Raw genomic sequence first — 13,829 nt, 5'->3', positions numbered from 1 at the left:
CGCCGTCACCACAAAGGAGTCAAAGATGGCAGCAGTACAGAGGGCCGGAATCGTCGGAGCGGGAGCTGCGGGACTGGCCGCCGCCATCCTTCTGGCCGAAGCCGGCGTCGAGGTGGAGGTTCTGGAGAAGGCCAGCGAACCGCAAACCCTGGGCTCCGGCATCACCTTGCAAGGCAACGCCTTGCGCATTCTGCGCACCCTGGGTGTTTGGGAACAGGTGGAAGCAAAAGGCTACGGGTTCAGCACCCTTGGCCTGCGGGCGCCCAACCCCGACGGCACCGTCCTGGCGGTCCTCGAGGACATCAAAACCGGTGGTGACGACCTCCCGGCCACGTTGGGAATGTACCGCCCGGACTTGACCGCGATCCTTCGGGACCGTGCCGAAGACGCCGGTGCGACGATCAGCTACGGCAAGGCCGTCACAGCTATGACCGACGACGGCGGCAGCGTCACCATCCGCACTGCCGACGGCGGCAGCTCGCGCTATGACCTGCTCATCGGCGCTGACGGACTCCACTCGGCCGTACGTAAGGCGATCGGCATCAAAGAGGAGCCACAGTCCACCGGCATGGGTATCTGGCGGGCCTTCGTCGAGCGGCCGGAGGAAGTCGTCAGAACTGATCTGACCTACGGTGGGCCGTGTTTCATCGCCGGATACTGCCCCACCGGACCTAACACCATCTACGCCTACCTTGTGGAGAAAGCCCAGGAACGCCGGCACGAGGACGGACCCAAGGTGATGACGGAACTCGCCGCCGCGTACGGCGGCCCATGGAACGAGATCCGATCCAGCCTGGACCATGGCGCACGCATCAACTACACCTGGTTCACCTCGCACCTCGTGGAAGGCCCCTGGAACCGTGGACGCATCGTCATCATCGGCGATGCAGCACACAGTTGCCCGCCCACTGTTGCCCAAGGTGCTGCCATGGCGTTGGAAGATGCTGCGGTCCTCGCGGAACTGTTGATTGCCGCAGACCACGTCACCGAGACTCTCTGGAAGGAGTTCGCAGACCGCCGTATGGAGAGGGCAACTGCCGTGGTGAGAGCGTCGGTCCAGTTGGGCCAGTGGATGCTGGACGGCGTCCGGGACGCAGACGTTCCCGGCCTCATGAACTCGCTCTCCACCATGCTTAAGGAACCCGCATGAACCACATCGACACCGCCCAACACCCCATTGTGGATGTCCACGCGCATGTCCTCATTCCGGCACTCCAGCAGTTGGTGGCAGAGGGAGACCCTCAAGGATTCGCTGAGCTGCAGGCCCTGGAAGTGAGGCGAAACGGTCCCGAGTCCATGGCCAACTCCGGCCTGATGATTAAGGAGCGCTGGCCACAGCTCACTGACCTCGAACGTCGCTTGGCTGACATGGACGCCCAAGGCGTGGACGTGCAGCTGGTTTCGCCCTCGCCGTCGCACTTCTACTATTTCGCCGGTGAAGGACTCGCGCTCAAGCTCGCTAAACAGTCCAACGAGGCAGTGCGCGACGTTGTGCAGCAAGCGCCCGAACGGTTGAACGGACTGGGTTTGGTTCCGTTGCAGCACCCGCAGCTCATGGTCGAAGCCTTGGAACATGCCGTTCTTGGCTGTGGCCTCATGGGCGTGGAGATCGGGTCCTTTGCGGCCACTCCCGGAGACCCTGAACGGAGCACCGTTGAACTCTCCGATCCACGACTGGAACCCTTCTGGAGCCGGGCCTCGGAGCTGGGCGCCATTGTGTTCCTGCACCCGTTCGGCTGCTCATTGGACGAGCGACTGGATCGCTTTTACCTGGCCAACACGGTCTCCCAGCCTGCAGAGAACGCCGTAGCGCTGTCCCACCTGATTTTCAGCGGGGTACTGGACAGGCACCCCGGTCTCAAGATCCTCGCCGCCCATGGGGGTGGCTACCTTCCCACCACCATCGGCCGATCGGACCACGCCTGGAAGGTTCGCCCTGAGGCGCAGCGGTGCGCCGAACCGCCGTCGTCCTACCTTCAGCGGATCTTCTTCGACTCCCTGACGCACGGGCCCCGCGAGCTGCGCGCCCTCGTCGAGGTCGCGGGCCCCGGGCAGGTGATGCTCGGCTCGGACTACCCGTTCGACATGGGCTCCGACAATCCCGTTGGTGAGGTCCATGCGGCCGGTCTCCCCGCGACAAATGCCGCCAAGGTTCTCGCTGGCAACGCTGCTGCCATGGGCATCACCGCTGCGGCAGCCCTCACCGTCCGCTCCAGAGCGTAAGGAAAAGACATGGTCAAGATCGCCCGCTGGAATAACGACGGCGGTACTCGCGCCGGGTTCGTAACTGACGGCAGCTGCTTCCCGTTGCCCGAGGGACAAACCGTGAACCACCTGCTAAGTGCAGGCTTGGCCAAAACGCTGGAAATCGCTGCGGAAACTGTTCGAACGGCATCTTCCGTTCCCCTGTCCGAGGTACAGTTGCTGGCGCCCTTGGTACCCGCCACCATCCGCGACTTTGTCGCGTTTGAGGAACATGTGGAAGGCGTGCGGAAGAGCATCGACGGCGTGGCCGGCGTGGTGCCCGAGTGGTATGAGGCACCCACGTTCTACTTCACGAATCCGCATACTGTGACCGGTACGGAAGAAGTGATCGGAATCCCCGCCGGTTGCAACGAGCTGGATTTCGAGACCGAAGTAGCGGCCGTCGTCGGTCATGTACCGGGAAGTGAAGGCAGAAACCTGTCGGCGGCCGACGCGCACCAGCACATCTTCGGCTACACAGTCCTCAACGACTGGTCGGCGCGCGACCTGCAAAGGCGTGAGATGAAAGTCAGTCTGGGTCCTTGCAAAGGCAAGGACTTCGCCAACACCTTGGGCCCGTGGATCGTAACTGCTGATGAATTTGAGCACCTGCACGACGCCGAAGGCTTCCTGCCGATCTCCATGGCCGTTGAGGTCAATGGCGAACATATTGGACAGGATTTGCTGTCCAATATGGGCTGGCCCTTCGCCGAACTCGTAGCGTATGCCTCGCAGGACTCAGTGGTGCGCCCCGGTGACGTTTTGGGCTCCGGGACATGCGGTAGAGGATGCCTCGCTGAACTTTGGGGACGGAACGGTGCCAAGACTCCCCCACCCTTGAAGACCGGAGACGTGGTCCGGATGACCGTTGAGGGAATCGGAAGCATTGAGAATACCGTGGGCGAGCGGCGGGCGGCCATCACCAGGGTTCCTGCGCTGAGCCGGCCGCGTCACCGTGTTGCGGCCACTGCTGAGAGACTGTAGGTAACAATCGTCGAAAGGGCGGAATTTTTGATTTCCCTGCAGCAGGACGCGCAAGGCTTTATCCGAATGAACAGGCACTTCCCGGGAAGCGTGTCAGTGAGCGTGGTTTTCGCCGACGGAACCACGGAAGTCTTCACCGGGCGGCGGCTCAACGAGATTTATGACCAAGCGCTGGCAGCCTACCGTGCCGGCAACCACCTGGACGTCAAAGGGTTCAACCGGGGCCCCAGGAAGAAGGTCCAGCAGGGCATTGAGTTCGTGCCGGTTTCGCCGGGAATGTCCAGCTGACTCAGCTTCTTCCTGAGGCATGGTTGACGCAGAACGGCGTCCACGGCCTCGCCTCCAACCTGCCCTCGGGTATGGCCACGCCGCACACCGCGCACAGTCCGTAGGTTCCTGCCGCTATCCTCGCCAGTGCGTCATCGATCTGCTCCAAGCCAACCTGGCTTTGGCTCATGAGGGCGGACGCTTGGGAGAGCTCGAAGGCTATGGTGCTGCCCTCGGGATCGTGTTCGTCGTCCACATTGGAGTCTTGCCGGGCGAGGCTCACCGAACTGATGTCGCTTCGCAGCGCCTTGAGCAGTTCGAGTTTGTGACTCCTTTCCTCCTCCAAAAGGACCCGAAACCGCTCGACGTCAACCATGGCGGGTCATAGTTCCACTGTGCCGCTTTCGCCCACGCTGAAGCGGGAGTGGGTGACCTTGGACTTGACCCATTGAAGTACCGTTGCTGCCGTTCCGCCCGGGCTCGTCCAGTACTCTGCCGAATCCGAATCCACGTGAATCAGGCAAACTTCCGGGGTGTCCGGACCGTCAGGGAACCATGCCTCCACAACCTGGTTCCACATCTCGTGGATCTTCTGTCGGTCCGTGACCACGTGGGCAGTCCCGGCCACAGACACCCACTCGGTGTTATTGCCGAAGGAGACATTGACTCGCGGATCCTGTCTCACGTGGGCAACCTGTGAGGTCCCCAGTCCCGTAAAGAACCACATGTCGCCGTCGTCCTGCACTTCCTGGACAGCCAGCGGCCGGCTGACCAGCGCACCTTCTTCATTGACGGTGGTCAGCATTCCGATCTTGGAATCGTTGATGATGTCCGTGACTTTGCTGATGGGTTGCTCTTCAGTCATGCGGGCCTCACTTCTCTTCGCATCCGGGGGCCATCCCCACAACCACCCTATTAGTAAGGCTACTGATTTGCTAGGCGGCCAAGGAATGACGCGGCTAGAAAGGCAAAAACACCGTTTTTGAGGGAATCATGCTGCTGCTTCATCCGTTCTGTTTGATAGTGACATGCCGACGGCGGTCCGGCCTGCCCATTCGGGTCAGGCAAAGCGACGGGAAGTTTGGGGACTACCATGACGTTGAATGAAACTATCGCCCGCCTTCGGGCCGCGCACCTCATGGTCCGCGATGCCCACGAATGGGATGCTCTTTCCGCCGCCCTCTCGGACGCCTACAACAGCGACGACGATGACCTGATTGAGCAACTGCAGCAGCCCTTTGTCCAGTCCTGGCGCACGGTCACGCACTACGTCCTGCGGGATACCTTCGATGCTGCCGGCATCTCCGTGACCGACCCAAGCCACCCTTGGGGAATTGCCACCTTGACCGCCAACGGCTTCAGCCGCGAACCTGTTCTCTGCCACGTGGACCTGGCAGACCCGCAGGGCTCGGCAGTTGCCGCCGCCGGCGGACCAAAGTTGCTCACTTTCGCGGAGGCCATGACCTATTACTCTAATTGCCTCGCTCCACTGTTCGAACACGTTAGTGAAGGTCAGTCACTGAACGTTAGCTGAGGTACGCGCTCATCATTGGCGGGTCATGACCGGGAAGCAGGCTGATCGAGGCGGGCGCGGGAGGGCGAACCATGACCCCGTTCATGGTGCCCACCGCATCACCGACGAACAACAAGCCGTCACTTTCATGCAGCAAACTGACGTGCCCTTGCGTATGCCCGGGAGTGTGGATGACGCGCAGCCCGCGGATTGAAGCTCCGTCGGCTGCGGCCCGGGCGTCTGTGGGGCCCGCAACCCGTGCAGGCAGCTACACCTGCTGGACAATGACTTCGGGCAAGGACCCGGCTTCCGGTTGGGATTCAGCTAAATTCGGAACTGATTCGCTGCCTGCACCCATGTGCACTCAACCCTGCCTTGCTGGTGGCGGGCCCTCGATGACAGTGGGTATGTACTCCAGTAGCTGCGAGCGGCCGTCGAACGTCCGGCTGTCCACCAATTCCAAGGCGACATCCGGGTAGCCGTCATAGATTCGCTCACTGCCGGTCCTCCCGGTGATCACGGGAAAGATCACCAAGCGAAACCTGTCCACCAGACCGGCCGTCAGCAGGGAACGGCAAAGGCTCAAGCTGCCCAGAGTGCTCAACGTGCCGGTTCGGGTCCGCTTTAGTTCCCGGACGGCTTCCACAGCGTCACCCGAAATGAGTTCTGAGTTGGGCCATGCCAAGGGCTCCTTCAGGGTGGAGGAAAAGATGATCTTGGGCATGGCAGCCAACCCGCTCAGGCTGGCGCCTTCCTCCGCTGAAAACCCCGAACTGTCTTCAGAGGCTTCCTCCGACATACTCGACATCACCCGGTACGTGTTCGCGCCCATAAGTGTGGTGAAGTCCTTCTTTCCCTCTTCATCCAACCAGGCCAGGTACTCCGGACCTTCCAATCCCCACCAACCAGGCCAGCCTTCGGCAGAAGCGTAGCCGTCCAGGGAAATGATCAGGTCCACCATCAGGCTTGCGGTCGTCTCACTCATAGCAGTCTCCTAGGTTTACGGTGCGCGTTGACCGTGCGCGCAAATGCTAGCCCCGGAGCAATTGGACGTTCAAGGGGTTCGCGCTAGAGAAGGATAAGGACGAACCCCCCGAGGGTGCTCAGTATCCCAACACCAGTGAGGATCCAGCCGAGAATCAGAACAGTGTTGTCGTGGCGCGGCGGATGCAGCGAGCATCGGGAGGGGTGGCAGGGGTCGTAGTGGACCAGCACAGCGCCTGATTCAACGCTCCCGTCGCGGGCAGGGATATCCAGCAGGACCTTTTGTTCCTCGTTCGCCCGATCTACCCAATGCAGTCCCAGAAATCCGCCTGCGGCGAACTGTTCTCCCTCAGCGGTGGTCCAAACGCATCGGCGCCGGGCAATGACCCATGCACATAAAAGCAGCGGCACGCCGGGGACAAACCCCACCCACGTCATCATTTCCAGGATGGGGCCAAGAACATCCACTGAACCGGCCATGAGTCGATCCTAAACGCCTAAGCGCGTGGATCGAGACTCTGTTCCAGACCAAAGACAGGGATGTCAGGAAAAGCCTTTCGCTGCATCGTGGGATCAAAAGCCGCTTGGCCCGACTCCATCCAGAGGGCCGCCGCTGCCATCCTGGCCATGAAGGGCGAGAACGGCCGTGCAGCAACGGACATCATGCGCAAGGCGGGCACTGGTATTCGCTTGATTGAGCCTCCGCCGGCGTTGGCCAGGATTGCACCGGCAAGTGCATTGAAGGAATGGATACCGGATCCCCACTCGATGGTTCGCCCCCGCAGCGCCGGGTCCGCAACGGCGCGGACAACCAGTGCCGCAGCATCGGCCGTTGATGTGAATGTCACCGGCGCTCGTCCCGAGCCGAAGACCAACACCTTGCCTTTCTCCTTGAGGGGCTGGCTCATGGAGGCCACAAACTGTTCAAGGTTGGCACCCATTCGAATAATGGTCCAAGCCATTCCCGAGGACCTGAGTGCCTCTTCTGCCGCAAACTTCATGCGGAGAAACTCCAGCGGCGCATCCGCCGCAGCGCCGTGCATGGACATCATCACCAGATGTTCCACCCCGCCGCGTTTTGCCGCTTCCAGGATACGGAGTGCACCATCGCGGTCAACACTGCGCGGGGTGCCGCCCCTTCTCAACCCGAATCCTGACGCCGCAAACACCACCTGCCGGCAACCCTCAACCGCAAGCATGCAGTCCGACCTTGAGGACAGGTCGCCGCGAAACACCTCCACGCCGCTAGGCTTCGTATCGGGTAACGGTTGCGAGTTGCCGCGAGCCATGATGCGGAGAGTTTGCCCGGCACCCGCCAAGTCGCTCACCACACGGACACCCAGGCGACCTGTGCCGCCCACGATAAGGATCACGGTCTCGGCGCCACAAGAAGGTATAAGCCGACGATGCAACTGACCACGGCAGACCCTCCTTCGTGTACGTTGCCCCAACTCTAGCGGCGAACCTCCCCGGAGGTTAGACCGTGCGGTCCACCCGTGAACGCCAGAGCAGATACACAAAGTAGGGGGCGCCCACCAACGCCGTCATGATTCCGGCAGGTATCTGGGCCGGGGCTATGACCGTGCGGCCAATGACATCGGCCAGCACCACCGTGCAGGATCCGATCAACGCTGCCACGGGCAGGACCCTTGAGTGCCGTGCGCCTACAAGTGTGCGGGCGGCGTGGGGTGCCACAAGTCCCACGAAAGCGATCACGCCCACCGAAGAGACGGCACCAGCGGTCAAAAGCACAGCCACCGTAAGCAGGAGCACCCGGGATCCGGATAGCCCTACGCCCAGCACGCGCGGAGAATCGTCATCCACGGCAATCAGATCGAGATCCCGCCTCATGCCCGCCAGCACAGGCAGCGCAAGCACCAGGGCCAGCAGCGGTGGCAGGACAGAGGCAAAGTTGCGGCCATAGGTAGAGCCTGACAACCAAGTGAGGGCCTTTGTCTGGTTGAACGGATCTGTCGTCACCAGGAGGACGGTGATAGCGGCCGCCAGCCCCGCCGAGATGCCGATGCCGATCAACACCAGCTTGTTCTGTTGAAGCCCGCCGCGGAAAGCCAATCCGAAGGCCAGCAGGGCAGAAAGTGCCGCACCCCCAAGCGCGGAGCCAGTGATCACCCACGAGCCCGCCGTCGGGACTGTGGTGATGACGATGATTGCTGCGAGTCCGCCACCGCCGGAGACGCCAAGAATGCCAGGCTCGGCCAGGGAATTGCGGGACACCGCTTGGATAAGTGCACCGGCGAGAGCCAAGGCCGCGCCGGCGAGGACCGCCGCCAGGACACGCGGCATTCGTGTACCCAGGACGGCGCTGACACGATTTCCCGACTGCCCGGTGAGCCAGTTGACGAGATCCCCGAGCAGGAGCTTCGCATCGCCCAGTAGGGCACCCGCTACCAGCAAGCCAGTGAGCAGGACAAGGAGCCCGATCAATACGGTGAGGAAGAACCTGCGGGTGCGAAGTCTTGCCAGGGCATCACCGGCAACACTCAACCCGGCGTCGGACATCCGCATGGCCAGGATCACCAGGAATACGGCCCCGAAGACCGTAGTGACTGCGCCGGTGGGGACTTCAACGCCTGCTTGGGCACCGAAAAGACCACGAACAAGGACGTCCGCTCCGATGACCACCACTGCACCGGCCAAGCCGGAGATGGGCAGCAACGCCCTATGCCGGCCAAGGCCGCGAAGACGGGAGGCCAGAAGACGCATGATTGCAGGGGCACAGAGTCCAACAAATCCGATCGGGCCGGCGATCGTCACCGCCGCTGCCGACAGTACGACGGCAAGCACGACGGCGCCCACCCGGGCCAGGCGCGGATCCGCACCCGCCAGCCTGGAGGCGTCGTCACCCAAGCCGAGCAGGTCCATCCGACGTGCGAGGAGAAAGAGTGCGGCGATACCCATGAGGACTATGGGCGTGAACTGGATCAACTCGTCGGTGCGGGACTGGGCAAGACTTCCCTGCCCCCACGCATACAGACCCGTGGTTTCCTGACTGAACAAAAGAAGGAGTGCGCTGGTGGCCGAATGCAGGCCCAACGCCAGCGCTGTGCCGGCAAGCACCAGGCGGATGGGGCCTCCATTGCCATTGGCACCACCGCCCGACAGCGCAAGCACCAGCACAGCCGCGGCGAGGCCGCCGATGAAGGCGATGCCACCGGACAGGAGTGCCGGAAGCGTCAGGCCGAATGCAGCCACTGCCACTATCGCGAAATGCGCGCCGGCATTCACAGCCAACGTGTCAGGGGAAGCAAGGACGTTGCGGGTGGCCGACTGCAAAGCCGCGCCAGCCACCCCCAATGCCACGCCGACCAACAAACCGGCGAAAAGTCGCGGTACCCGCGAGGCAACCAACACTGCGGTTTCCTGGTCCGTGCCGCCTCCGGTGAGCAGCCCCAACAGCTGGAAAGGGCCGACGTCGGCCGTTCCTTGGGTGAGGTGGATCAGCGAAAACAGAGCCAGGATAACTACTCCGGCGCCTGCCACCAGGACCGGTCCGGAGCGCCGGCGGACATTTCGTCCAGTCGACGCGGCAGGTACGGGAGCACCCGCCACGGCCGTGGGAACGGTCATGGCGGGCCTCTTCACAGTGTCGGTCATGCGGGTGGGACTACTTGGTGAGGGACGCGACGATTGCGTCGACGTACTGGGTCATCGACGCTGGGCCACCGAACATCCAGATGCCGTCAGAGAGGCGGTGCACCTTGCCGGCTGACACGAACGGAAGCGACTTCCAGACTGCATTGTCGGTCAACTGCTCGGTGAAGTCAGCATCCGCGCTGTTGGTGATGTAGACGAAATGGTCGGCGTTGACGGCGGTCAGGCCCTCGACGTCGGTGGAGCCCAGCCCGTAGGCTGGGTCGCCTTCAACCGTCCACGGGTTCACGAGACCCAACTCGGTGTTGATATCAGCCAGCAGGGATCCCTTGGTGAACGGGCGGATGGAAACCTTGCCATCAGCAACCCAACCATCTGCGAACGCTACGCGGGACCCGCCCAGGCCGGCTTTTTCGAGATCGGCCTTGCCCTTGGTAACGGCGGCGTCGAACGCTGCGATGGCCTCATCAGCTTTCTTCTCGGTGCCGGTTGCCTTGGCGACAAGCTTCAAATTGTCCTCGGCTTGCGCGATCTGGCGGCTGCCATCGGCGGACTTCACCACAACAACGGGAGCCAGCTCTTCGAGCTGCTTGATCACAGGCTCGGTGAGGTCGGTGGTGGCAACGATCAAGTCAGGATCGAGGGAGGCGATGGTGTCAAAGCTGGGCTCGTTGCGTGTTCCGATGTCGGTGGGAGTGCTGTCCAGCTTGCCGGCGGTGACCCATGCGCTGTAACCCTTGACGTCCGCAACGCCTACCGGCATGACGCCGAGGGTGGTCAAGTTCTCCACCACGTTCCATTCGGTGCCGACCACGCGCTTGGCGGGGCTATCGAGCTTGACCTCGGTGCCGCGGGCGTCGGTCAGGGTGATGGCTTCTCCTGCACCGGCGCTGTTCGAAGCGGAGCTCGCGGGTCCTTCAGTGGTTCCGCAACCGGTGAGCAGGACCGCCAAGGCAGCGGTGGCGGCCAGGGCTTTATGGATCTTCATGGACACAGGGGTCCCTTTCGTGTTTGGGGGGCTTACGTTTATGAGGGGGTGTTCAGCTGTCGCTGTGCCGGCCTACAGCGCGGGTGCGCAGCCTGCCGGTGAGCGGATCAGTGTGGGTAACAATGGGAATTGAGTAGACGTCACTGAGGAGCTCCGCATCGAGTGCCTCGTGCGCCGGTCCGGCGGCCGCGATCCGCCCTTCCGACAGAACCACCACGTGATCGGCAAGTGCGGCTGCCTCGTCGAGGTCGTGCAGAACCACGCCAATTGCCACACCATGGATGCGGGCGAGGTCGTAGACGAGATCGAAGATCTCCACTTTGTAGCGGAGGTCCAAGTGGTTGGTTGGTTCATCGAGCAGCAGCACCGAGGTGTCCTGCGCAAGGCAGCTTGCCAGCCACACCCGTTGCAGTTGCCCGCCCGAAAGTTCGTGGACGCCCCGGCTGGCGAGCTCCGTCACACCTGTCAGCTCCATGGCGCGGTCGACGGCGGCCGGCCCCTCAGGATCGGCAGCGCGCCACCGTCCGCGGTAGGGATGGCGCCCGAACTCGACGACGTCACGGACGCTGAGGCCGTGCGGCACCGGCCGGCTTTGCGAAAGCAACGTCACGTGCCTGGCGAAATCACTGCGCTTCATCATCAACGCATCTGACACTTCGCCGTCGGCAGGTTTGACCGTTACGGTGCCGGAAGAAGCCTCGTGCAACCGGGCCAGCGCACGAAGCAGGGTGGACTTGCCACTGCCGTTCGGGCCTACCAGGGCAACTATGCGCCCCGGCTCCAAGCGGAGCCCTGCGCCATGGACCACGTCCTTGTCCCCATAACGGAGGACCAGATCAGTGGCCTCGAGCCCCGAGAGTTCAGTCAGTTCAATCACAAAATGAAAGATTAGCTTAGGCTTACCTAATTTCCGAAAAAGGTGTCAGAGAAAGTCAGCGCATGCCTGTCTGGATTGGATTCAGCGACGTGCAAGGCTTGTTCCATGGACCTGGAAATCTCCCCTTCGCTGACGATCCCCGCCGCGGAACTCCATTGGCGATTCTCCCGCTCCTCCGGACCGGGCGGTCAACACGTCAACACCACGGACAGCCGGGCCGACTTGATGTGGAACGTTACCGGTTCTGCCACCCTGACAGATGAGCAGCGGTCGTTGCTGCTCAAACGCCTGGGGCGAAAACTCGTCGGCGGTACCATCACTGTGACCGCATCGGAGGAACGATCCCAGCTGCGTAATCGCGAGATCGCCATGGCCAAGCTCGCTGATCTGATAAGAGCAGGCCTCGTCCCCGAGTCCGTCCGCCGTGCCTCAAAACCCACCCGCGGTTCCGCCAGGCGCCACCGGGTGGCAAAAGAACTCAGGTCTGCCACCAAACAACAACGACGTCGACCTGCCGCCGAGTAGCCCCGGGCGTTCCTTTGGGCGAAAGTGATTAAGTACTACTGATTTCGACCCACTGCGAACGCCACTCCGGGGCTTGGAATGCCTCACTCCAGTAGGCAGTCTCCTTGGCTATCCTTCCTTCGCGAAATTCGAAGATGAAGACTGTTTCATAGACGGGTCCGCCGTAGTCCAGCAGCGCCTCAGCCACCACCAGGTTCCCACCGCTGAGCAGGCGCCGGGGTGTGATGGTGGGCAGCTGCGGAAAAGCGTTGTAGATTCCCCTGCGATTCCCGGCGCCGCGTACCACTTCCCCGGATTGGGGCCAATGCATCACGGCGTCGTCGTGGAAAAGCTCATCCATGACTTCGATGTGGCGATCGTTGATGCAGCCGATCAGCCGCTTGACTATTTTTTCGTTGGCGTCCTGTTCATTGACGCCTTGTTCATTCACCATTTGTCCAGCCATGATCGGCATTGTCCTCTTGGGGACCGGATTGCGCCATGGCTTACTGCCGCCGGTTCAGGTTTTCTTGATCAGGCGACGGTACTCTCGTCGATGCCACACCACTCCGCGATGAACAAGGCGATGCTCTTGGTGATACGCCGGATCGATTCCACGGAGACCCGCTCGTCAAACCCGTGGATCGATTCTGAGACGGGGCCATACACCAGCGTGGGAGTGTCCGCGTAGAGGGTGAACACCCGTCCGTCGAGGTAGCCGGGGGTGGTAAAGCTGTCCAGTTCAGCACCGAACACGTGTGCATGGGTAAGCTCCAGCACGGCTTCGGCCTCGCTGCCCGGTTCCAATACGTAACCTTCGGCGAAGAAGCCTGTTCTGGTCGGAACTGCATTAATAGGCTTCTCCCCACTACCAAGGTTGGCCAGGCATTCCTGAAGTTCAGTCCAGGCTCGATCGGCGCTGATACCCGGGTAGACCGCCGCGCGAACGTCGAACTCACACCAAGCCGGGACGCTGGAGGGCCAGTCGCCCCCGACTATGCCACCGAAGTTGAAGTTGATGGGGTGGTCCAGATCCTCAAAGTAGCGGTGGTTCGTCCGCTCAGTATTCCATTTTTCTTCCACTTCCCGCAGGGCGGCCATGGCTGTGTAGGCGGCGTCGATGGCGTTGAAACCCGACCCCATTTCACGCGGATGCGTCGGCTTTCCGGATACCCGGACCTTGAACCACAGGACGCCCACGTTGGCCCGCACCAACATGTCCTCCTCAGGTTCGGGAATGACGACGGCGTCTGCCCGGTAGCCGCGCATCAGGGCCGACAGTGAGCCATTGCCGGTGCATTCTTCTTCCACCACCGACTGGAGGTGGATCCGCCCCGCGGGGTCGAAGCCGGCAGCACGAACGGCGTCGAAAGCGAACAGGTTCGCCGCGAGCCCTGCCTTCATGTCACCTGCGCCGCGGCCGTACATCCAGCCATCAATAATCGGGGCGTCCCAAGGGGAACGTGACCACATTTCGGCCGGACCTTCCGGAACGACGTCAACGTGGCCGTTCAGGATGAGGGACCGCCCCGTCTCAGTGACAGGCTGATACGTGCCCACAACGTTGGTGACGTTCTCATAGGAAACGGTCACTGCTCCGTGCCCCGAATGGGTGGAAAGCTCCCCCGCGTCCAGTTCCCATTGGTCCATCGCCAAGCCCCGGGCGGCCATGGCTGCATGGAGCAGTTCCTGCGCGCTGCCCTCCTTGGTGCGGAGCGAGGGGTGCTTGACGAGTTCCTGGGTGAAGGAAAGTTGGGCGTCAAAGGCGGCATCGACGGCGTCGAGGATTCGCTGGGATTGTTCGTCGGTGATCATATTCGGTTCCCTTGGCTGTGGTGTCAGGCTGTCCGGAGTCC

General features: G+C 62.2%; 17 protein-coding genes. 6 read left to right on the top strand and 11 right to left on the bottom strand.

Translation table 11 applies throughout. The annotated features are described in order from the left end of the window. The first annotated feature begins 25 nt into the window (after window positions 1-25). From ACNAOT_RS10720 to ACNAOT_RS10705, 4 genes are read left to right on the top strand one after another with little or no spacing between them, the layout of a single operon-like run. Window positions 26-1,150, top strand: coding sequence for an FAD-dependent monooxygenase (locus ACNAOT_RS10720; RefSeq protein ID WP_420181027.1), 1,125 nt, complete (start codon window positions 26-28; stop codon window positions 1,148-1,150). Further along, window positions 1,147-2,223: an amidohydrolase family protein gene (locus tag ACNAOT_RS10715; RefSeq protein WP_420181026.1), complete on the top strand. Its 1,077-nt coding sequence runs from the start codon at window positions 1,147-1,149 to the stop codon at window positions 2,221-2,223. The genes ACNAOT_RS10720 and ACNAOT_RS10715 overlap by 4 nt, the downstream gene beginning before the upstream one ends. Before the next feature lie 9 nt (window positions 2,224-2,232). Continuing rightward, on the top strand, window positions 2,233-3,228 hold the full coding sequence (locus ACNAOT_RS10710; RefSeq protein ID WP_420181025.1) for a fumarylacetoacetate hydrolase family protein: 996 nt from the start codon (window positions 2,233-2,235) through the stop codon (window positions 3,226-3,228). Window positions 3,229-3,255: 27 nt separating this feature from the next. Continuing rightward, window positions 3,256-3,516, top strand: coding sequence for a hypothetical protein (locus ACNAOT_RS10705; RefSeq protein WP_420181024.1), 261 nt, complete (start codon window positions 3,256-3,258; stop codon window positions 3,514-3,516). A gap of 1 nt (window position 3,517) precedes the next feature. Here ACNAOT_RS10705 and ACNAOT_RS10700 read toward each other — a convergent pair whose 3' ends face one another. Further along, window positions 3,518-3,871: a TraR/DksA family transcriptional regulator gene (locus ACNAOT_RS10700; RefSeq protein WP_420181023.1), complete on the bottom strand. Its 354-nt coding sequence runs from the start codon at window positions 3,869-3,871 to the stop codon at window positions 3,518-3,520. 6 nt (window positions 3,872-3,877) lie between these two features. Continuing rightward, window positions 3,878-4,360: a pyridoxamine 5'-phosphate oxidase family protein gene (locus ACNAOT_RS10695; RefSeq protein ID WP_420181022.1), complete on the bottom strand. Its 483-nt coding sequence runs from the start codon at window positions 4,358-4,360 to the stop codon at window positions 3,878-3,880. 228 nt (window positions 4,361-4,588) lie between these two features. Between ACNAOT_RS10695 and ACNAOT_RS10690 the strand changes: the two genes are divergently transcribed. Beyond that, on the top strand, window positions 4,589-5,029 hold the full coding sequence (locus ACNAOT_RS10690; protein ID WP_420181021.1) for a hypothetical protein: 441 nt from the start codon (window positions 4,589-4,591) through the stop codon (window positions 5,027-5,029). Here the strand turns inward: ACNAOT_RS10690 and ACNAOT_RS10685 are convergent. From ACNAOT_RS10685 to ACNAOT_RS10655, 7 genes are all read right to left on the bottom strand, one after another. Continuing rightward, complete coding sequence (locus ACNAOT_RS10685) at window positions 5,022-5,201, bottom strand: MBL fold metallo-hydrolase (RefSeq protein ID WP_420181153.1); 180 nt, start codon at window positions 5,199-5,201, stop codon at window positions 5,022-5,024. The two genes, ACNAOT_RS10690 and ACNAOT_RS10685, sit on opposite strands and share 8 nt — an antisense overlap. 171 nt (window positions 5,202-5,372) lie before the next feature. Further along, window positions 5,373-5,993, bottom strand: coding sequence for a dihydrofolate reductase family protein (locus ACNAOT_RS10680; protein WP_420181020.1), 621 nt, complete (start codon window positions 5,991-5,993; stop codon window positions 5,373-5,375). A gap of 83 nt (window positions 5,994-6,076) precedes the next feature. Next, window positions 6,077-6,472: a hypothetical protein gene (locus ACNAOT_RS10675; protein WP_420181019.1), complete on the bottom strand. Its 396-nt coding sequence runs from the start codon at window positions 6,470-6,472 to the stop codon at window positions 6,077-6,079. Window positions 6,473-6,489: 17 nt separating this feature from the next. After that, entirely contained in the window at window positions 6,490-7,365 is an 876-nt protein-coding gene (locus ACNAOT_RS10670; RefSeq protein ID WP_420181018.1) for an NAD(P)H-binding protein, read from the bottom strand. A gap of 103 nt (window positions 7,366-7,468) precedes the next feature. Then, complete coding sequence (locus tag ACNAOT_RS10665; RefSeq protein ID WP_420181017.1) at window positions 7,469-9,607, bottom strand: iron ABC transporter permease; 2,139 nt, start codon at window positions 9,605-9,607, stop codon at window positions 7,469-7,471. Window positions 9,608-9,617: 10 nt separating this feature from the next. Then, the gene (locus tag ACNAOT_RS10660; protein ID WP_420181016.1) at window positions 9,618-10,598 is read right to left on the bottom strand and encodes an iron-siderophore ABC transporter substrate-binding protein; all 981 of its coding nucleotides are present in this window, start codon (window positions 10,596-10,598) and stop codon (window positions 9,618-9,620) included. 46 nt (window positions 10,599-10,644) lie between these two features. Beyond that, entirely contained in the window at window positions 10,645-11,469 is an 825-nt protein-coding gene (locus ACNAOT_RS10655; protein WP_420181015.1) for an ABC transporter ATP-binding protein, read from the bottom strand. Window positions 11,470-11,574: 105 nt separating this feature from the next. On the opposite strand from ACNAOT_RS10655, the gene arfB reads away from it, so the two are divergent. Next, window positions 11,575-11,994, top strand: coding sequence for an alternative ribosome rescue aminoacyl-tRNA hydrolase ArfB (arfB, locus tag ACNAOT_RS10650; RefSeq protein ID WP_420181014.1), 420 nt, complete (start codon window positions 11,575-11,577; stop codon window positions 11,992-11,994). A 28-nt stretch (window positions 11,995-12,022) separates the two neighbouring features. Here arfB and ACNAOT_RS10645 read toward each other — a convergent pair whose 3' ends face one another. Both ACNAOT_RS10645 and ACNAOT_RS10640 read right to left on the bottom strand, forming a co-directional pair. Next, window positions 12,023-12,439: a nuclear transport factor 2 family protein gene (locus ACNAOT_RS10645; RefSeq protein ID WP_420181013.1), complete on the bottom strand. Its 417-nt coding sequence runs from the start codon at window positions 12,437-12,439 to the stop codon at window positions 12,023-12,025. 68 nt (window positions 12,440-12,507) lie between these two features. After that, a complete protein-coding gene (locus tag ACNAOT_RS10640) occupies window positions 12,508-13,788 on the bottom strand; it encodes an ArgE/DapE family deacylase (protein ID WP_420181012.1) in 1,281 nt (426 codons plus the stop codon). Between the last annotated feature and the right edge of the window lie 41 nt (window positions 13,789-13,829).

Origin of the sequence: Paenarthrobacter sp. TA1.8 (genome assembly GCF_048595705.1) — a bacterium.
Taxonomy (GTDB): Bacteria; Actinomycetota; Actinomycetes; order Actinomycetales; family Micrococcaceae; genus Arthrobacter; species Arthrobacter nitroguajacolicus.
The sequence above is the reverse complement of the archived record's forward strand: the minus strand, read 5'-3'. Positions and strand labels throughout refer to the sequence as shown.

What these genes read in the sequence shown, in the direction of transcription:
- ACNAOT_RS10720 (WP_420181027.1), top strand. Translation starts at nt 26, where the DNA reads ATGGCAGCAGTACAGAGGGCCGGAATCGTCGGAGCGGGAGCTGCGGGA.
- ACNAOT_RS10715 (WP_420181026.1), top strand. Translation starts at nt 1,147, where the DNA reads ATGAACCACATCGACACCGCCCAACACCCCATTGTGGATGTCCACGCG.
- ACNAOT_RS10710 (WP_420181025.1), top strand. Translation starts at nt 2,233, where the DNA reads ATGGTCAAGATCGCCCGCTGGAATAACGACGGCGGTACTCGCGCCGGG.
- ACNAOT_RS10700 (WP_420181023.1), bottom strand. Translation starts at nt 3,871, where the DNA reads ATGGTTGACGTCGAGCGGTTTCGGGTCCTTTTGGAGGAGGAAAGGAGT.
- ACNAOT_RS10695 (WP_420181022.1), bottom strand. Translation starts at nt 4,360, where the DNA reads ATGACTGAAGAGCAACCCATCAGCAAAGTCACGGACATCATCAACGAT.
- ACNAOT_RS10690 (WP_420181021.1), top strand. Translation starts at nt 4,589, where the DNA reads ATGACGTTGAATGAAACTATCGCCCGCCTTCGGGCCGCGCACCTCATG.
- ACNAOT_RS10680 (WP_420181020.1), bottom strand. Translation starts at nt 5,993, where the DNA reads ATGAGTGAGACGACCGCAAGCCTGATGGTGGACCTGATCATTTCCCTG.
- ACNAOT_RS10675 (WP_420181019.1), bottom strand. Translation starts at nt 6,472, where the DNA reads ATGGCCGGTTCAGTGGATGTTCTTGGCCCCATCCTGGAAATGATGACG.
- ACNAOT_RS10665 (WP_420181017.1), bottom strand. Translation starts at nt 9,607, where the DNA reads ATGACCGACACTGTGAAGAGGCCCGCCATGACCGTTCCCACGGCCGTG.
- arfB (WP_420181014.1), top strand. Translation starts at nt 11,575, where the DNA reads ATGGACCTGGAAATCTCCCCTTCGCTGACGATCCCCGCCGCGGAACTC.
- ACNAOT_RS10645 (WP_420181013.1), bottom strand. Translation starts at nt 12,439, where the DNA reads ATGGCTGGACAAATGGTGAATGAACAAGGCGTCAATGAACAGGACGCC.
- ACNAOT_RS10640 (WP_420181012.1), bottom strand. Translation starts at nt 13,788, where the DNA reads ATGATCACCGACGAACAATCCCAGCGAATCCTCGACGCCGTCGATGCC.